The 20,771-nt window shown below is 71.7% G+C and carries 1 protein-coding gene and 1 pseudogene (1 of these 2 cut by a window edge); both read right to left on the bottom strand.

The window, feature by feature from the left end; translation table 11 throughout:
* Positions 1-11,284, bottom strand: the 5' portion of a protein-coding gene (locus APT63_09505; GenBank protein ID AMA45842.1) for a non-ribosomal peptide synthetase. 6,488 nt of this gene lie to the left of the window's left edge; 11,284 of the gene's 17,772 nt are visible here — the first part of the coding sequence; it begins with the start codon at positions 11,282-11,284; its stop codon lies beyond the left edge, outside the window.
* Positions 11,281-20,771 (bottom strand): annotated as a pseudogene (locus APT63_09500) (non-ribosomal peptide synthetase). Before APT63_09500 ends, APT63_09505 begins: the two are co-directional and overlap by 4 nt.

Raw genomic sequence — 20,771 nt, 5'->3', positions numbered from 1 at the left:
CCTGCATCAGCAGGTGATGCGCCAGGGCGTTGGCACGCCGTTCGAGGTCGATATAGCTCAGGTGACGCTCGCCCACCTGCACGGCGATCGCCTCCGGCTGCGCGGTCGCACGGGCCTGGATCAAGGCCTGCACGGTCGGCCCGCGTGGCACGGCCAGGGCGGTGCCGCTCAGGCGCGTCAGCAGGTGCTCGCGCTCGGCACCGTCGATCAGCGCCACCTCGGCCAGGGGCGCCCGGTCATCGGCCACCAGGGCGTGCAGCAGACGCTCGAAATAGCCGGCGTAGCGGCGCACGGTCGCCTCGTCGAACAAGGCGGTGGCGTAGTCGAGGCTGCCCACCAGCGCGCCGCCCTGCTCGCCCAGGTTCAGCGACAGGTCGAACTTGGCCACCTGGGCCGTCTGCTCCAGCGGTTCGATATGCAGCCCGTCCAGGGTCAGCGCACCGGCCTCGCCTGGCAGCCAGTTGACGGTGGTCTGGAACAGGGGCGCGTGGGCCAGGCTGCGGCTCGGCCGGGTCAGCTCCACCACCTGCTCGAAGGGCAGGTCCTGGTGCGCCTGGGCCGCCAGCACCTGCTCACGCACCAAGGCCAGCAAGGCCGCGCCGTCGGTGGCCTCGGCCGTATCGACACGCACCGCCAGGGTGTTGACGAACAGCCCCACCAGGCCTTCCAGCTCGGCGCGGTTGCGCCCGGCCACCGGGCTGCCGATGACCACGTCGGCCTGGCCGGACAGCCGGGCCAGCAGCGCGGCCCAGGCCCCCATCAGGGTCATGTACAGCGTCGCGCCATGGCGCTGCGCCAGGCCGTGCAGCCCCAGGGCCAGCCCCGGATCGATGCGGATCGCCAGGCTCGCACCGGCGAAATCCTGCTGCGCCGGGCGGGCGCGGTCGGTCGGTACGCTGGACAGATCGGGCGCGCCGGCCAGGGCCTGGCGCCAGTAGTCGGCCTGACGCTCGAGGCGTTCGCCCACCAGCCAGCGCCGCTGCCAGGCGGCGTAGTCGGCGTACTGGATCGGCAGCGTCGGCAGTGCCGGGTCGATGCCCTGGCAGTCGGCCTGGTACAGCGCCAGCAGCTCGCGGGTCAGCACGCCCATGGACCAGCCGTCGGCGACGATGTGGTGCACCGTCAGGCCCAGCACGTGGTAGTCCTCGGCCAGTTGCCAGAGGTGACCCTGCAGCAGTGGCCCTTCGACCAGGTCGAACGGTGCCCGCGCGACCTGCTCCAGGTGCGTGGCCAGGGCTTCGGGGTGCTCGCGCAGGTCGTGACGGTGCAGCGGCACCCCACTCGATGGCTCACCGAAGCGAACCTCGACGCGGTCTTCGTCACTGACGAAGTGGCTGCGCAGGCTTTCGTGACGCTCGACCAGGCGCGTCAGCGCACGGGCCAAGGCGGCGTCCTGCAAGGTGCCCCGCAGCCCCAGGGTCAGGGCGATGTTGTAGGCCTGGTTGCCGCCGTCCAGCTGGGCCAGGAACCACAGCCGCTGCTGGGCGAAGGACAGCGGCATCGGCCCTTCCCGTCCCAGGCGCGGAATGTGCTCGGGCAGCGCCTGCTCCAGGCCGCCCAGCACCTCGGCGACACGGGCCAGCTCACCCAGCGCGAACAGCTCGGCCAGAGGCAGCTCCAGGCCCAGGCGCTGGCGCACCTGCGAAACCATGCGCATGGCCGACAAGGAATGGCCGCCCAGCTCGAAGAAGTGGTCGTGACGCCCGACCTGCTCGACCTGCAGCACCTCGCTCCAGATCTGCGCCAGGGCGATTTCCAGCTCGCCCTGGGGCGGCACGTAGGCCTGCCCGGACACCGTGGCGTGCAGCGGAACGGGCAAGGCTCGCTGATCGAGCTTGCCGTTGGCGGTCAGCGGCAGCGCGGCCAGCTCGACCAGCGCCGAGGGCAGCATGTAGTCGGGCAGGCACTGCTGCAACTGCGCGCGCAGTTCGGCGGGCGCCAGGGCCGGGGCTCCGGCCTGGCAGGTGTAGTAGCCGACCAGGCGCAGCGGCCCCGGTTCGTCGGCCCGCGCCAGCACCACGGCCTCCTCGATTCCCGGCAACTGCTGCAGGCGACTGGTGATCTCGCCCAGTTCGATGCGGAATCCGCGAATCTTGACCTGGTCGTCGTTGCGCCCCAGGCACTCCAGCTGACCGTCGGCGCGCCAGCGCCCCAGGTCACCCGTGCGGTACCAGCGCGCGCCGGGCGAAGTGCCGAACGGGTCGGGCACGAAACGGGTCTCGCTCAAGGCCGGCTGGCCGAGGTAGCCGGCCGCCACCCCGTCGCCGCCGATGTACAGCTCACCGACCACGCCCAGCGGGGCCAGGCGCCCGTGGGCATCGAGCACGTGGACATGGGTGTTGCCGATCGGCCGGCCGATGGGCAGCGACTGGGCGTCGGGCGCCACCGTGGCCACCTCGCAGGTGGTGGCGAAGGTGGTGGTCTCGGTCGGGCCGTAGCCGTTGACCAGGCGCAGACCGGGGGCCTGCGCCAGCAGCAAGGCGAAGGTCGCCGGATCGGCGCGCTCGCCGCCGGTCATCAGCAGGCGCAACGTGCCCAGTGCCGGGCCGATCACCCGGGCGTAGTGGTTGAACAATGCGGTGGTCAGGAAGGCCACGCTGACCTTGCCCTCGACCAGCGCGGTGGCGTAGCGCTGGGGATCGACCAGCGTGTCATGGTCGATCACCACCAGGCGCGCGCCATTGAGCAGCGCGCCCCAGACTTCCAGGGTGCTGGCGTCGAAGGCCGGGTTGGCGGCCAGGGCCATCACGTCGCGGGCGTCGAGGTCGGTATAGCCATCGTTGAGCACCAGCCGGGCGATGCCGCGGTGGGTCACCTGCACGCCCTTGGGCGCACCGGTCGAGCCGGAGGTGTAGAGCACGGCGGCCACGGCGCTGGCGTCGTGGGTGCGACGCAGCGGGTGCTCCGGCAGGCTCGCCAGGTCCAGTGCAGCGAGGTCCAGGCTCGGTGCGCCGAGACGGTCCAGCTCCGGCCCCTGACCGATGACCAGCGCGGCCTGACAGTCCTCGACCATGAAGCGGCGCCGCTCCAGTGGAGCATGGATGTCGAGCGGCACATAGACCGCCGCGCACTTGATGACCGCCAGTTGCGCCACGAGCAGTTCCAGCGAGCGTGGCAGTTGCAGCACCACGTGATCGCCCGCCCCTACGCCGCGTGCCTGCAGGGCATGGGCCAGGCGGTTGGCCTGCGCCTCGAGCTGGGCGTAGCTGAGGGTGCGCGGGCCATCGACCACGGCGCACGCTGCCGGTGCCTGGGCCGCGCGCGCCTCGAACAGCTGGGCCAGGGTCTGGTCGCGGGGGTAGTCGCGTTGCGACGCACTGAACGCCAGCAACTGGTCGCGTTCGGCATTGGAGAGGATCGACAGACGGTCCAGGGTCAGGTCGACCTCGGCGGCCGACGGCCCTTCACCTTCGCGCAAGGCTTCGACGAGGCCCGCGAGGGCCTGGCGCAGGTAGGCGCAGATGCGCTGCGGATCGATCTCGGCCACGCTCTGGGTGGTGATGGCCAAGGCCTCGCCCAGGTCATCGACGCTGACGGTCAGCGGGTAGTGGCTGCGCTCTTCGGCGTGCAGCACCTCGATACCGTCCCAGGCGCTGTCGGCCGGGGCGGCGGCCTGGCCATGGCGGTAGTTGAGCAGGCTGGCGAACAGCGGCGCGCCGGCCGGCAGGCCGCTGCAGCGCTGGGCCAGGGCCAGTTGCGCCTGCTCGTGGGCCAGCAGCCCGGTCAGGCGCTGGTGAGTATGCGCCACGGCCTCGCGGACCGACGTGACGCCCAGGTCCAGGCGCAGCGGCAAGGTGTTGATGAACACCCCCAGGGCCCGTTCGGCCCCCTCGCCGCCTTGCAGACGGCCCATCAGCACGGTGCCGAACACCACGCTGTCACGCCCAGCCAGTTGCCCGAGCACCTGGCCCCAGGCCAGGTGCACCAGGCTGGCGACGCTGACGCCCTGGGCACGCGCCTGAGCGCGCACGGCCTGGGCCAGTGCCGGTTCCAGGGCCAGCTGCGCTTCGTGCAGCGGCGCATCGGTCGCGCCTGGCGCCAGGCCGTAGGGCAAGGTCGGCTCGTCGATGTCGCCCAGCTGCGCCGTGAAGTACGCCGCCAGCGCTGCTTCGTCCAGCCCCTGGCCGACCTGGGCGATGTAGTTGCGGTACGGCACCGGCGCGGCGAGCGCGGCCTGCTGCCCGAGCATCGAGGCGCGCAGCTCGGCGGTCAGGGCCTCGAGCGCGACGTGGTCCATGATCACATGGTGGAAGCGCAACACGGCCAGGTAGCCCTCGCCCTGCGGGTGCGGGGCATAGTCGAGCTGCAGCAGCGGCGCCTGGGTAAGGTCCAGCCGCGCCGGACGTTCCAGCGTCTCCAGGCTGACCGCCTCCACGCGCAGCGGCGCCTCGCGCCAGACCACCTGCACCGGCGCGGGCAGCCCTTCCCAGTGCAGCGCCGTGCGCAGGATGTCGTGACGCTGGATCGCCGCGTTCAGGGCCTGGACGAAGGCGTCCAGGCGCGCACGGTCCTTGACCGCGAAACGAGGGGCCAGCAGGTAGGGGTCAGCCTCCGGCGAGGCCAGGTGGTGGTAGAGGATGCCGGTCTGCAGGGGCCCCAAGGGGTAGATGTCCTGCACGTTCGGCGCACCGCCCGGCACCGCCGCGACGATCCGTTCGATCGCCGTGGCCTCGAGCGTCACCAGCGGCAGCAGCTCGGGGGTGATCTGCGTGCACCCGGGTGGGATGCGGTTGGCCAGCACCTGGGGCTGGGTGTCCGCGCTCAGGCTGGCGGCCAGCGCCGCCAGGGTCGGTTCGGCGAACAGCACGCGGATATCCACGTGCAGCCCCAGGCGCCGCAGCCGCGCCACCAGGGTCACCGCCAGCAGCGAATGGCCGCCCAGCTCGAAGAAGTTGTCCTGCCGCCCGACCTGGGCCACGCCGAGCAGGTCGCACCAGAGGTCGGCCAGGCGCGTCTCCCGTTCGCCTTGCGGCGCCTGGTAGGCGCGGCTGAGCACGGCATACTCGTCCGGGTCGGGCAGCGCCGTACGGTCGAGCTTGCCGTTGCGGGTCAACGGCAGGTCCGCCAGGGCCACGTAGGCCGAAGGCACCATGTAGTCCGGCAAGCCGGCGGCCACGTGACGGCGCAGCGCCTCGATGCCCGGTGCGTCCTGCCCAGGGTGGGTGGCGTACCAGGCCACCAGGCGCTCGCCGCGCAGCAGCACCGCCACCTGGCGCAAGGCCGGGTGCGTCGCCAGGCGCGCCTCGATGTCGCCCAGCTCGATGCGCAGGCCGTGCAGCTTGACCTGGAAGTCGTTGCGGCCGAGGAACTCCAGCTCACCGTCGGCGCGCTGGCGCACCAGGTCACCGCTGCGGTACAGCCGGTCGCCGGCGACGAAGGGGCTGGCGATGAAGCGATCGGCCTGCAATGCCGGCAGGTTCAGGTAGCCGCGGGCCACGCCCACGCCACCGATGTGCAACTGGCCCGCCACACCGGGAGGTACCAGGCGGTCCTGCGCGTCGAGCACGTACAGCCGGGTGTTGGCGATGGCGCGGCCGATCGGCAGCGTCTGTTCGGGCACTGGCTGATCGGGCGCCAGGGTCCAGGCGCTGCAGTCGACGGTGGCTTCAGTCGGGCCGTAGACGTTGTGCAGGCGTACCCACGGCAGGCGCGCACGCACCTGACGGGCCAGTTCGGCGGTCAGCTCGCCGCCGCCACAGACCAGGTCGGTGAGGCTGGCGCACTGGGCGGGGTTGGCACTGTCGAGGAACTGCCCCAGCAGGGCCGGGACGAACTGCACCACGTTGACCTGCTGCCGGGCGATCAACTGCGCCAGGTACTCCGGATCGCGCTGGCCGTCGGGGCGTGCCAGCACCAGGCGCAGGCCACTGCACAGGGGCCAGAACAGCTCCCAGACCGAGGCATCGAAGCTCACCGGGGTCTTGTGCAGCACGGCGGCGCCGGTCGCGGCGGCCGTCGGGCACAGCCGGTCGCTCCACTGCACCAGATTGCAGACGCCGCGGTGCTCGATCATCACGCCCTTGGGCGTGCCGGTGGAGCCGGAGGTGTAGATGACGTACGCCAGGTGATGGCCGCCCAGGGCCGGCAGCCGAGGGTTGTCGCAGGAACACTCGGACCAGACGGGCCGGTGCAGCGCGAGCAGGCGCGGTGCACCCTCGGTGAATCGCTCGCAGGTGCTGGCATCGACCAGTACCCGGCTGGCACCGCTGTCGGCGAGCATGTAGGCCAGGCGTTCGTCCGGGTAGCTGGAGTCCAGCGGGACGTAGGCGGCACCGGCCTTGAGCACCGCCAGCAGCCCGATCACCAGGCCCGGGCCGCGGGCCAGGCACAGGCCGATGCGATCGTCGCTGCCGATGCCCTCCTCGATCAGGTGGTGCGCCAGACGGTTGGCAGCCTCGTTGAGGGCCTGGTAGCTCAGCTCGCCGTCGTCGTGGGTGACCGCAATGGCATTCGGCTGGCGACGCGCCTGGGCCTCGAACAGCACGTGCAGGGGGCGGTCCAGTTCGAACGTCTGGGCCGTGGCCTCGGCCTGGGCCTGGGCCAGCAGGTCGGCACGCGCTGCCTGCGACAGCAGCTCGATGTCCGCCAGGCGCGTGTGCGATTCGCCGACCATGGCCCAGAGCAGCGTGCGCAGGTACGCCCCGTGCCGCTCGACCGTGGCCGGTTCGAACAGCGCGGTGGCGTAGTCCAGGGCCGCGACGAAGCCGTCGGCTTGCTCGCTGACGCTCAACGTCAGGTCGAACTTGGCGAAGGTCGGCTGCTCGTCCAGCGGCGTGGCCTGCACCCCCGGCAGGTCGAGCCGTGCACCTTGGCTGCCGTCCCAGGCCAGGGAGACCTGGAACAGCGGGCTGTGGGCCAGGCTGCGCGGTGGGCGCACCCGCTCGACCACCTGCTCGAACGGAATGTCCTGATGGGCCTGGGCGGCCAGCACCTGGGCCTTGACCTGGGCCAGCAGGCCGTCGACGTCGTCGACCGCCGCCACGTCGAGGCGCACCGCCAGGGTGTTGACGAACAGGCCGATCAGGCCTTCGACCTCGGCACGGCGGCGACCGGCCACCGGCAGGCCGATGACCACCTCCGGTTGCCCGGCCAGGCGCGCCAGCAGCGCCGCCCAGGCGCCCATGAAGAGCATGAACGGGGTCACGCCACGGGCCTGGCAGGTGCGGGTGATGGCCTGGCTCAGGGCCGGCTCGAAGGTCAGCGGCAGGCTGGCGCCGGTGTAGTCCTGACGCGCCGGACGCGGATGATCGGTGGGCAGGGTCAGCAAGGCCGGCGCACCGTCCAGGGCCTGCTGCCAGTAGTCGGCCTGCGCGGTCAGGCGCGGCCCGACCAGCCATTCGCGCTGCCAGGCAGCGTGGTCGGCGAACTGCAGTGGCAGGGCCGGCAATGGATCGTCGCGACCATCGCGCAAGGCTGGGTAGAGCGCCATCAGTTCACGGGTCAGCACGCCCAGCGACCAGCCGTCGGCCACCAGGTGGTGCACGGTCAACAGCAGCACGTGGCGAGTGTCGTCCAGGCACAGCAGCCGGCCGCGGATGGGCAGGCCGTGGCGCAGGTCGAAGGCCGCGTGGGCTTCTTCGATCACCTGGGCGCGCCAGGCCTCGGCGTCCTGGCCTCGCAGGTCGTGCCAGCTCAGGCTGGGCAGCGTGTCCAGCGGCGCGGCCTCGGCCCACGGCTGGCCGTCGTCCTGGCCGAAGCGCGTGCGCAGGCTGTCGTGCCGTTCGACGATGCGCAGGATCGACCGTTGCAGCGCGTCGACGTCCAATGGGCCATCGAGGTGCAGGCCGAGGGGAATGTTGTAGGCGCTGTTGGCCTCCTCCATCTGCGCCAGGAACCACAGCCGCTGCTGGGCGTAGGACAGCGGCACGCGGCTGCCCCGAGGCAGCACCGGGATCGGCGGCAGCGCGGAGGTCTCGGCATCCGCCGCCTCGTCGAGGCTGCGGGCGACGGCGGCCAGCTCGCTGTCGGCGAACAGGCGCGCCAGGCTCAGCTCGCGGCCCAGCCGCTGCTGCACCTGGGCGACCATGCGCATGGCCAGCAGCGAGTGCCCGCCCAGGTCGAAGAAGCGGTCATGCCGCCCGACCTGCTCGATCCCCAGCAGCTCGCTCCAGAGCGTCGCCAGGGCCTGCTCGGAGGCGCCACGCGGGGCCTCGAAGGGCGCGCTGCCCAACGCCTGACGATCCGGTGCAGGCAGTGCGCGGCGGTCGACCTTGCCATTGGCGGTCAATGGCCAGTGAGGCAACACGACCCAGGCACTGGGCACCAGGTGGCCCGGCAGGTGCGCCGACAAGGCCGTGCGCAGGCTGTCGGGGGTCGCCGTCGCGCCCTCGCGCAGCGAGTAGTAGGCCACCAGGCGGGCCTGGCCGGGGCTGTCTTCCAGGGCCAGCACCAGGGCCTGTTCGACCTCCGGCAGCTGCGCCACCTGGCTTTCGACTTCGCCCAGTTCGATGCGCACCCCGCGGATCTTCACCTGGTCGTCGTTGCGCCCCAGGTAGTCCAGGGTGCCATCGGGGTTCCAGCGCGCCAGGTCGCCGGTGCGGTACAGCCGTGCGCCCGGCGTCGCGCTGAAGGGGTCGCGCGGGAAGCGCTCGGCGCTCAGCGCGGGCTGGTTGAGGTAGCCGCGCGCGACACCGGCACCGCCCACGTACAGTTCACCGGCCACGCCCAGGGGCACGGGCTGCAGCGCGGCGTCGAGCAGGTAGACCTGGGTGTTGCCGATTGGTCGGCCGATGTCCAGGCCCTGGCCAGGGGTCACCGGGCCGGAGGTGGCCACCACCGTGGTCTCGGTCGGCCCGTAGTTGTTGATCACCGCAAAGCCTGGGTCCTGATCGAAGCGACGCAGGCGGTCGCCACCGATCAACAAGGTGCGCAAGGTCGGGTGGCGCAAGCCGCGGCCGAAGGCATGCTCGGCCACCGGCGTGGGCAGGAACGCCACCTCCAGCGGCTGGGCCTGCCACCAGTCGAGCAAGGCATCGACCTGCTGGTTGTCCACGGTGTCCGGCGGCAGGTGCAGCACCGCGCCCGCGCACAGCGCCGTCCAGATTTCCCAGGCCATGGCATCGAAGCCGAAGCCGGCGACGCTGGCGGTGTGGCTGCCGGCCCCCACGCCAAAGGCCTGGCAGTGCCAGTCCACCAGATTGTCGAAGGTGCGGTGCTCGACCATCACCCCCTTGGGCTGGCCGGTGGAGCCGGAGGTGTAGATGACGTAGGCCAGGTGATCCGGGGTCAAGCCGGGCACTTCCGGCGCCTCGGCGCGGACGGGTGCCTCGAGGCGGTCGATCAGCAGCACCGGCACCGTCGTGTCGGCCAGGCGTGCCTGCAGGCGCTGCTGGGTGAGCACCAGCACCGGCGCGCTGTCCTGCAGCAGGTAGGCGATGCGCTCGTCCGGGTGGGCCGGGTCGATGGGCACGTAGGCGGCGCCGGCCTTGAGCACGGCCAGCAACGCCAGCACGGTGTCCAGGCCGCGCCGCGCCAGCACGGCGATGCGCTGGTCGGGCCGCGCACCCTGCGCGATCAGCCGGTGAGCCAGGGCATTGGCCTGGGCGTCGAGGTCGGCATAGCTCAGCTGCGCCGCGCCGACGCGCACGGCGGTCGCCTCGGGGGTGGCCTGGGCCCAGTGGGCGATGCGCGCGTGCAGCAGGCGCGCAGGCGCCGGCCGTGGAGACGGGCCGGCCAGCGCGCCCAGCAACTGGTCACGCTCGTGGGCCGGCAGCACGTCGAGCTGGTCGACCGGGGTCTGGGGGGCCTGGGCCAAGGCCTCGAGCAGCTGCGCCATGGCCTGGGCCAGGTACCCGCACAGGCGCGCGGCCTCGATGCCCGGCGCCGCCTGCGCGGTCAAGGCGAAGCCTTCGCCCAGGTCGTCCACGCTCATCACCAGCGGGTAGTTGCTGCGCTCTTCGGCCAGCAGTACCTCGATGCCCTCCCAGGTGCTGGCGCCTTCGATCGGCGGCGCGCTGTGGCGGTAGTTGAGCAGGCTGTTGAACAGCGGCATGGGCGGTGCCACGCCGCTGCAGCGCTGGGCCAGGGCCAGCGGCGCATGCTCGTGGCGCATCAGCGCCGCCAGGCGCGCCTGGGTGGCCCGCACCGCTTCGAGCACCGGCCGCTGGTCGATGTCCAAGCGCAGCGGCAAGGTGTTGATGAAGATGCCCAGGGCCCGCTCGGTCGCCTCGGCGCCCAGCAGTCGGCCCATCAGCACGGTGCCGAACACCACCTGCTCGCCACCGGCCAGGCGTGACAGCACCCGTGCCCAGCCCAGGTGGAACAGGCTGGCGACGCTGATGCCCAGCTGCCGCGCCTGGGCCCGCAAGCCCTGCGCCAGCGCGGCGTCCAGCGGCTGGCTGTGCTCGACGATCGCCTCGTCGTCCTCCAGACGCTGGCGTGCGTAGGCCAGGGTCGGTTGCTCCACCTCCCCGAGCATGTCGCGGAAGAACGCTTCGTGGGCCGCCTCGCCCAGCCCGAGCACGGCCTGGGCCACGTAGCTGCGAAACGGCACCGGCGGCCCGAGCCGCTCGGCCTGCCCGCTCAGGCAGGCCTGGATTTCCTGGCGGATCACCTCCAGTGCGCTGTGGTCCATGGCGATGTGGTGGAACAGCAGCGTGGCCTGCACCGCCCCGTCGGCGCCCTCGGGATGGCAGACCAGCCGCAGCAGCGGCGCCTGGTCGAGACTCAGCCGGGTCGGCAAGGCCGTGGTGTCGCGCACGACGCTCAGCTCGGCCGCGCGCCAGACCACCTGCACAGGGGTCTGCAAACCGTGCCAGTGCACCGAGGTGCGCAGGATGTCATGCCGGGCGACGACCTGGCGCAAGGCGGCGATGAAGGCGTCCAGGCGGGCGGCATCGGCGAAGGCGAAACGCACCTGCATCAGGTACGGATCGGTCTCGCCTGCGCTGGCGTGGTGGTAGAGGATGCCGGCCTGCAGCGGCGCCAGGGGGTAGATGTCCTGGACATTGGCGTGCCCGCCCGGGACGTCGCGCAGCAGGTGGTCGAGGGCGGCCTGGTCCGGGACCTGGCCGCCGGGCGTCAGCGCGAGCAGGTCGAGCATGGCCGGTGTGATGCGTGTGCAACCGGCAGGGATGCCGTTGACCGGCGTCTGCGACGGCGTGGCGCTGCCCAGCTGGCCGGCCTCGAGCAGGGCGATCAGCGCCGGCTTGTGCTGGCGCAGCTGCTCGACCAGCCCGTGTTCCTGCAAGGCCTGGCGGTTGCCTTTGACCGCCAGTTGGCCGTCCTTGACGCTGAGGTGGATGGCATTGGCCGTCAGGGTGGCCAGTAGTTGGTCGATGCTCACAGGATGATCTCCATGCTCTCTGTGATGGCGGCATAACCCGCCAGCGTGGGGTGCTCGAACAGGGCGCGGACGTCGGCTTCCAGGCCTTCCTGGCGAAGCCGGGCGATGAGGTTCACCGCCAGCAGCGAATGGCCGCCCAGTTCGAAGAAATTGTCGTGTCGGCCTACCCGCTCGACGCCCAGCAGTTCGGCCCAGACCTGCGCCAGCAGGACCTCGACCTCGCCGTCCGGCGCCTCGAAGGTACGGCCTGGCAGTGCCTGGCCCTCCGGCGTGGGCAAGCCGCGCCGGTCGAGCTTGCCGTTGGGGCTCAGGGGCCAGTGCGTCAGGTGCATGAACAGCGCCGGCACCAGGTAGTCCGGCAACTGCTCGCGCAAGGCGGCGCGCAGCTCGGCCGTGGTGTAGGCCGTGCCGCTGTACCAGGCCACCAGGCGCTGGGCGCCGAGGGCGTCGGGCCGTGCCAGCACCACCGCCTGCGCGATGCCTGGCACGCGCAGCAGGCTGTGCTCGATGTCGCCGGGTTCGACCCGCAGGCCGTTGAGCTTGAGCTGGTCGTCGTTGCGCCCGAGGAACATCAGCTGGCCGTCGAGGCGTCGCTGGACCCGGTCGCCGCTGACGTACAGCCGCTCACCCGGGGTGAAGGGGCTGTCGATGAAGCGCTCGGCCTGCTCCTCGGAGCGATTGAGGTACCCGCGGGTCACCCCGGCGCCGCCGATGTACAGCTGGCCCGGCACGCCCTCGGGGACCGGTTGCAGCTGGGCGTCGAGCACGTAGAGCCGGGTATTGTCGATCGGCTGGCCGATCGGCAGTGCCGTGGCCGGCACCGGTTGCTCGGGGTGCAGGGTGAACAGGCTGCAATCGACGGTGGTCTCGGTCGGCCCATAGACGTTGTGCAGCCGCGCCCACGGCATGCGGCGGCGGACCTGGGCAGCCAGCGCTGCGGTCAACTCGCCGCCGCCGCAGACGATGTCCACCAGGCTGGTGCAGGCCAGGCAGCCGTCGTCGTCGAGGAACTGCGCCAACAAGGCCGGCACGAACTGCGCCACGCTGACCCGGTGCTGGCGGACCAGCGCGGTCAGGTAGGCCGGGTCGCGCTGCCCGTCGGGGCGCGCCAGCACCAGCGGGATGCCGCTGCACAAGGGCCAGAGCAGTTCCCAGACCGAGGCGTCGAAGCTGATCGGGGTCTTGTGCAGGACCACGCGCCCGGGCGTCTGGGGCCAGATGCGCCGGGCCCAGTGCACCAGGTTGGCCACCTGGCGGTGCTCGACCATCACGCCCTTGGGCACGCCGGTGGAACCGGAGGTGTGGATCACGTAGGCCAGGTCCTGGGCGCTCGGGCGGCACACGGGAGGCGCGTCGGTGCGCGTGGTCAGGTGCTCGAGGGCATCCAGGTCGATCACCACCTGCCCGGCCAGCGCCAGACGATCGCGGGTAGCGCCGTGCACCAGCACCGCGCGCGGGGTGCTGCCGTCGAGCAACGTGCGCAGGCGTTCGGCCGGGTAGCCGGGGTCGAGCGGCACGTAGGCACCCCCGGCCTTGAGGATGGCCAGCAGGCCCACCACCATCGCCGGGCCGCGCTCGACGCACAGGGCCACGCGGTCATCGCGGTCCAGGCCGTGGGCCAGCAGGTGATGCGCCAGCGCGTTGGCCTGGGCGTCGAGGTCACGGTAACGCAGCGCGACACCGTCGGCGTACAGCGCGATGGCTTCTGGATGACGCCGGACCTGCTCGGCGAACAGCGCCGGGAGGGTCTGGGTCAGGTCGTGATCCTGCGCGGTGTCGTTGGCCGTCGCCAGCAAACGTCGCTGGGCCTCGGCGTCCAGCACCACGACCTGCTGCAGCGGCCGCTCGGGGCATCGTCCAGCGCCTCGGCCAGGCTCACCAGCGTCTGCTCGACCAGCCCGGCCAGGCGTGCGGCGCCTACGGTGTCGGGGGCGCTGATTCCCACCTGCACGGCGCTGCCGAAGTCGTCCACGTCCAGCGTCAGGGCGTAGGTGCCCGGCCCCTGGATCGGTTCGAAGTCGATGCCCTCCCAGGCGGCCTGGCGCGCGTCCTGGCGGGCCTGACCGGCCGCATGACGGTAGTTGAGCATGGCGTTGAACAGCGGCAGGGGCGCGGGCACGCCGCTCCAGCGTTGCGCCAGGGCCAGCGGTGCCTGCTCGTGGGCGAGCAAGGCCAGCAGCCGGGCATGGGTGTCGCGCAGTGCCTGGTGCACGCTGCGATCGCCCAGCTCGACCCGCAGCGGCAGGGTATTGATGAACATGCCGATGCCACGGTCGGCGCCCTGCCCGCCTTGCAGACGGCCGAGCAGCACGGTGCCGAACACCACGCGCTCGTTGTCGCAGGCCACGCCCAGTACCCGCGCCCAGGCCAGGTGGAACAGGCTGGCCAGGCTGACGCCGGCGGCCTGGGCCTGGCGCCGCAGCCGCACGACCAAGGCCTCGGGCAACGCGCGTCGGGCCTGCTCGGCCGGCCCGGCGGCGACGCCCGGCGTGTCGAAGGCCAGGGTCGGGGTGTCGATGTCGCCCAGTTGCTCGCGGAAGAACGCCTCGTGCTCGGCCTGTGCCGCGCCTTGGCAGGCCTGGGCCACGTAGTTGCGGTACGGTACCGCCGGGGCGCGGGGTATCCCCTGCCCGGCCAGATCGTCGAGCCACTCCTCGCGCAGCACTTCCAGGGCCAGGGCATCGAGCACCACGTGGTGGAAGCGCAGGATCGCCTGCACCGCGCCCTCGGCCTTCGGCGCTGCGTGCCACAGCTCGATCAGCGGGGCCTGGTCGAGGGCCAGGGGACGAGCGGCGTGGGCGTCGCCCAACTGCGCGACCGGCACCTGCTCGACCCGCAGCGGGGCTTCGCGCAGGACCACCTGGTGCGCGGTTTCCAGGCCTTCCCAGACGATCGCCGTGCGCAGGCTGTCGTGGCGCGTGATGCTGCGCTGCAAGACCGCAGCCACCTGTTGCAGACGCGCCAGGCTGTCGAAGCGCAGCGGCAGGTGCAGCAGGTAGGGGTCACGCTCGGGCGTGCTGAAGTGGTGGTAGAGAATGCCCTGCTGCAAAGGCGCCAGCGGGTAGATTTCCTGCACGTTGGCCGCGCCGCCCGGCACCTGGGCAACGATGTGGTCGATGCTCGCCTGGTCCAGTTCGGCCAGCGCCAGCAGTGCCGGGGTGATGTGCGTGCAGCCGTCCGGTACACGGTTGGGCGGCGTGGCGTGGGTGGCGTGCGCCCTCATGCCGCTGGCCAGGGCGGCCACGGTGGGCCGTGCCAGCAGCACCCGCACGTCGATGCCCAGGCCGCGCTCGCGCAGCCGCTCGACCAGGCTCACGGCCAGCAGCGAATGGCCGCCCAACTCGAAGAAGTCGTCGTGCCGCCCGACCTGGGCCAGGCCCAGGACCTCGGCCCAAACCGCGGCAATGGCGGTTTCCAGGGTGCCTTGCGGCGCCTCGAAGTCTTGCCCAATGAGGCTGTCCGGCGTCGGCTCAGGCAAGGCCGCCGGGTCGAGCTTGCCGTTGCGGGTCAACGGCAGCGCAGCCAGGGCGGTGAATGCCGACGGCACCATGTGACCCGGCAGGCGCTGTTGCAGGGCGTCGCGCAGCGCAGCGGGCGTGACGTCCACGGCGCCGGTGAACCAGGCCAACAGACGCCCGTCGCGGACCAGCACCACGGCGCTCTCGACACCTGGCTGGGCCAGCAACGCCGCTTCGATCTCGCCCGGCTCGATGCGCATGCCGCGTAGCTTGACCTGGGCATCGACCCGCCCCAGGTAGTCCAGGGTGCCGTCTTCGCGCCAACGCACGCGGTCGCCGCTGCGGTACATCCGTGCGCCCGGTCCGGCGGCGAAGGGATCGTCCAGGAAGCGCTCGGCGCTCAGCGCGGATTGCCCCAGGTAGCCGCGCGCCACGCCTTCGCCACCGATGTACAGCTCACCGACCACGCCCACTGGCACCGGCTGGCGACCGGCATCGAGCACGTAGAGACAGGCGTTGGCGATCGGCCCACCGATGTGCAGGGCGCCGCCTGGCTGCATCTGCCCCGAGGTCGCCACCACCGTGGTCTCGGTCGGACCGTAGTTGTTGATCACGGCAAAGCCGGGGTCGCGGTCGAACTGGCGCAGGCGGTCGCCGCCGATGAGCAAAGTGCGCAAGGTGGGGTGACGTGGAGCGCCGCGCAACCAGTGTTCGGCCACCGGAGTGGGCAGGAAGCCCACCTCGATCGGCGTGCGCTGCCACCAGGCCAGCAGGTCGTCCAGCGCCTCGCTGGCCACCTCGCGCGGCGGTAGGTGCAGCACCGCGCCCTGGCACAGGGCCGGCCAGGTTTCCCAGGCCGCGGCGTCGAAGCTGAAACCGGCAACGCTGGCGGTCTGGCTGCCCGCTCCCAGGTCGAAGGCCTCGGCGTGCCAGTGCACCAGGTTGACCAGGCTGGCGTGCTCGACCATCACCCCCTTGGGCTGGCCGGTGGAGCCGGAGGTGTAGATCACGTAGGCCAGGTGTCGGTCGTCCAGGCCCGGCAGACGCGGGTTCTGCGTCGACTGCCCGTGGCCGTCGAAACGGTCGAGGTTCAACTGCGCACAGCCACCGACCCGGGCCTGGGTGCCGTCCTCGGTCAGCACCAGCCGCGGCGCGGCATCGCCGAGCAGGTAGGCCAGGCGTTCGGCGGGGTAGCCGGGATCGACCGGCACGTAGCCGGCACCGGCCTTGAGGACGGCGAGCAAGGCCACCACACGGTTCGGCGTGTTGCCCAGGCAGACCGCGACCCGGTCTTCGGGACGCACGCCGTGGGCCAGCAGCGTGTGCGCCAGGCGATTGGCCTGCTGGTTGAGCTGGGCGTAGCTCAGGCAAACCTCGCCCTGGCGCAGCGCGGGCGCCGACGGTTGGCGCGCCGCCTGGGCTTCGACCAGGGCGTGCACGGTCTGTCCACGCGGATAGGCACGCGGCAGGCGGCCAAGGTCCATCAGGCTCGCCTGGGCCGCGTCGTCCAGGATCGACAACTGATCGACACGCCCAGGCGCAGGCTGGGCCAGGCGCTCGAGCAGGCGCGCCAGGGTCGTCTCGACCCAGTCGGTCACGCGGGCAGCGCCCAGGGTCGGCACGGCCAGGACCTGGACGTCGAAGTGGGTCTCCAGGTCATCGACGCTCAAGGTCAGCGGGTAATGGCTGCGCACTTCGCCGTCGAGCACGCGCACTCCGGCCCAGGCGCCCTCGCCGTCCTGCGGCCGGGCCTCGGCGCTGTGCCGGTAATTGAGCAGCGCGCTGAACAGCGTGGCGCCCTTGGGTAGGTCGGCGCAGCGTTGGGCCAGGGCCAAGGGTGCGTCCTCGTGGGCCAGCAGCGCGTTGAGCCGACCGTGCACGTCGCGCAGGGCCTGACGCGCCGGCTGGGCGGTGTCGATGCGCAGCGGCAGCGTGTTGATGAACACGCCCAGGGCCTGGCGGGCATCGCCCCCTTGCATGCGCCCGAGCAGCACCGTGCCGAATACCACGTCGTCACGCCCGGCGAGCACCCCGACCACCCGCGCCCAGGCCAGGTGCACCAGGCTGGCCACGCTGACGCCCTGGCACCGGGCCTGCTCGCGCAGGGCCTGGTTCAACGCGGGGGACAGGGTCCGGCGGCATTCTTCCAGCGGGGTCTCGTCCTCGAGCACGGTCAGGCCGCACGGCAAGGTCGGCTCATCGACGTCGCCGAGCATGGCCTCGAAGAACGCCGTCTGCGCCGCCTGATCGGCGCGTTCGACCTGTGCGATGTACTGGCGGTAAGGCACCGTTTCGGGCAAGGCGACGCCAGGCTGCGCGAGCAGGCTCGTCAGTTCCTGGGCGACCCGGACCATGGCCTGATTGTCGAGGATCAGGTGGTGGAACAGCAGGATCGCCACGGTCTCGCCGGTGTGCCGATCCTGGGCACGATACAGGCGCATCAGGGGGGCCTGGTGCAGAGGCAGGCGGGCACTGTGGGCCTGCACATGGGCGTGCAACTGCGCCAGGGGGGTATCACCGGCGGTTGCGCCCGGCAGCTCGACGGCTTCCACCGTCAACGGCGCCTGCCGCCACACCACCTGGTGCGGCTGCGCCAGGCCTTCGTGGCAGATGGCGCTGCGCAGGATGTCGTGGCGGTCGATGACCTGCTGCAATGCCGCGGCCCAACGGGTCAGTCGCGCCAGGCTGTCGAAGGCCAGGCGCCAGCGCAGCAGGTAGGGGTCGCCCTGGGTGGCGCGCAGGTGGTGGTAGACGATCCCCGCCTGCACGGGCGCCAACGGGTAGATCTCCTGCACGTTGGCGGCGCCACCGGGTACCGTGGCGACGATGCGGTCGATGGCCGTCTGCTCGAGCGAGGCCAGGCTGAGCATGGCCGGCGTGATGCGCTCGGCCCCCGGCGGCACCCGGTTGGCCGGCACCTCGACGACGGACGCGGCTTGTGGGTCGAGGGCCGCCAGCTCGGCGAGGGTCGGGTGGCTGAGCAACTGGTGCACGCTGCCAGGCAGGCCGGCCTGGCGCAGTCGGTCGATCAACGTGACCGCCAGCAGCGAGTGTCCGCCCAGTTCGAAGAAGTTGTCGTGTCGACCGACCTTCGTCACCTGCAGCACCTCGCACCACAGCGCGGCCATGGCGATTTCCAGCGGGCCTTGCGGGGGCTCGTGGGCCTGGCCGCTCATCTGCGCCGGATCCGGGGCCGGCAAGGCGCGACGATCGAGCTTGCCATTGGCGGTGAGCGGCCAGTTCGCCAGGGCGGTGAAGGCCATCGGGACCATGTGCGCCGGCAGCCGTTGACGCAGGGCCTGGCGCAGCGTCTGCGGGTCGGGCGAGGTGTCTTCGGCGGTGGCGGTGTACCAGGCCAGCAGGCGGCCATCGCGCACCAGCACCACGGCATCCTGCAGGCCGGGCTGGGCGCTGAGCGCCGCTTCGATTTCACCCAGCTCGATGCGCATGCCGCGCACCTTGACCTGGTCGTCGTTGCGCCCCAGGTACTCCAGGGTGCCGTCGGGTAACCAGCGCACCAGGTCGCCACTGCGGTACAGGCGCGCCTCGGGACGGTCGCTGAACGGGTCGGCGACGAAGCGTTCGGCGGTCAGGTCGGGACGACCCAGGTAGCCGCGCGCCACCCCGACGCCGCCGATGTACAGCTCACCCACCGCACCGATCGGCAGCGGGCGCCCTTGGGCATCGAGCACGTGCAGCTGGGTATTGGCCACCGGTGCGCCGATGTGCAGGGCACGGCCGGCGCCGACCTGGCCGGAGCTGGCCACCACCGTGGTTTCGGTCGGCCCGTAGTTGTTGATCACCCGGTAACGCCGTGGGCTCGGCGGCTGGCGCAGACGGTCGCCGCCGATCAGCAGCACGCGCAAGGTCGGATGGTCTTCGGCCAGGCCGAAGGCGTACTCGGCGACCGGGGTCGGCAGGAAGCTTACGTCCAACGGTTGCGCACGCCACCAGCGCAGCAGTGCGTCGATGTTCTCGCCCTGGGGCTGGGCCGGGGCCAGGTGCAGGGTGGCGCCGGCGCACAACGCGGGCCAGACCTCCCAGGCCATGGCATCGAAGCTCAGCCCGGCCAGGCAGGAGGTGTGGCTGCCCGGCCCCAGGTCGAAGGCCTGCAGGTGCCAGTCGACCAGGTTGGCGAGCATGCGCTGCTCGATCATCACGCCCTTGGGCAGTCCGGTGGAGCCGGAGGTGTAGATCACGTAGGCCAGATCGGCATCGTCAGTGGCGGCCGGCGCGTGCGTGCCCGCCTGGACACCGGTCGGCGGCCGTGCGTCCAGTTCGATCACCGGCAGCGTGCCGTCGGGACGGCGAGCACGCAGGCCCGAGCGACTCAGCAGCAGGCAGGGGGTGCTGTCTTCGAGCAGGTAGGCGATGCGTTCGGCGGGCAAGGCCGGATCGATCGGCACGTAGGCGGCCCCGGCCTTGAAGATGGCCAGCAGCCCGACCATCAGGTCCAGGCCACGCTCGAGCAGCACGGCCACTCGCTGCTCGGGGCCGGCGCCGTGGGCGCGCAGCCGGTGAGCCAGGTCGCTGGCGCGCTGGTCGAGTTCGGCGTAGGTCAGTTGCGCGCCTTCGTGCACGGCAGCCACCTGCTGCGGGCGCACCTGGGCCTGGCGCTCGATGCGCCGATGGACCTGCCGGCTGCCGGCGGCGGGCAGCTCAGTGCGGTTCCATTGCGCCAGCTGACGCTGTTCGGCCGGCGTGAGCAGCTCGAACTGCGACAGGCGTGTCTCGGGGGCAGCCAGGCCTTGGTCGAGGACCTGCAGCAGGCGCGCGGCCAGGGCCTGGGCTTCGTCGTCGTCGAGCCAGCCGCGGTGGTGCACCAGGTGCAGCCAGGCGCCGTCGGTCTGCCGGTTGCTGCGCACGTGGATCGCCAGGGGCGTGGCTTCATGGCCATTGCAGACCTTGACCGTGTCGGCCTGGGCCTGGCCATAGGCGTAGCGGTGGTTGTCCTGCTCGTAGGACAGCGACACCTCGAACAGCTGCGCGCGTTCCTCGCGGGCCAGGCCCAGGTGGCGGTTGAGGTCGCTCAAGGGGAAACGCTGGTGGCGCAGGTCGCGACGCAGGGTGTCGCGCACGTGCCTGACCAGCGCCTCGAAGGTCAGGTCGTCGGGGGTGGCCAGGTGCACGGCACTGACCTGGGCGAAGTGCCCGAGGGTGGCCTTGAAGCGCCCGCTGCGGTTGAGCATCGGCACCCCGACCACCCACTCCTGGCGCTGCCAGACGCGGCAGACGTAGAGGTGCAGCGCCGCCAGTAGGACATGGAACGCCGAGGCGCCCTGGGCATCGGCGAAGCGCTGCATGCGCGTGTGCAGTTCGGCCGGGAAGGCCTGGGTCCAGTTGCCGGCCGGTGAAGGGTCGCTGGCGCGGCGCAGCTGACGGCGTGGCGTGAGCAGCGGCGCGGGCAGGTGGCGATACTTGTCCAGCCAATAGGCCTTGTCGCGCTGGTAGCGCTCGGAGGCCTGGTAGCGCTGGTCGTCCGCGACGAACGCGGCATACGACGAGGCAGTGCCGGGCAATGGCTGGTGCTGGCTCAGCGCAGTGTAGTGCTCGCCCAGGGCCTTGAGCATCTGGCCGAAGCCCCAGCCGTCGAGGATCAGGTGATGGGCGTGGGTGATCAGCCAGTGCCGGTCGGCGCCCAGACGCACCAGGCTGAAGTGCAGCAGCGGGCCGCCGTCCAGGGCGTGGTGGTGCTGCAGGGCGGTGCGCACCTGTGCCTGTGCGGCGGCGACCGGGTCGCAGGCCTCGCTCAGGTCATGCAGCGGCAGGTCCACCGACAGGTCGGCGACGAAGCGCTGGCCGGGCAGGCGCGCGTCGCTGCCGGGTGCAGGGGGCACCAGCACCGTGCGCAGGGCCTCGTGGGCGCGCAGCAGGTCGACCAGCGCGCGCTCCAGCAGTTCAGGCCGCAAGGGGCCCTGAAGATCGACGTAACCGCCGATGGTGTAGAGCGGCGAATCGCCGTGTCCGATCTGATCCAGCCAGATGTCACGCTGAGCCGCGGTCAACGGCAAAACTTCGGTAACAGACAT

It is taken from the genome of Pseudomonas monteilii (assembly GCA_001534745.1).
Classification (GTDB): Bacteria; Pseudomonadota; Gammaproteobacteria; order Pseudomonadales; family Pseudomonadaceae; genus Aquipseudomonas; species Aquipseudomonas alabamensis.
This window is presented reverse-complemented; position numbering and strand designations above follow the sequence as displayed.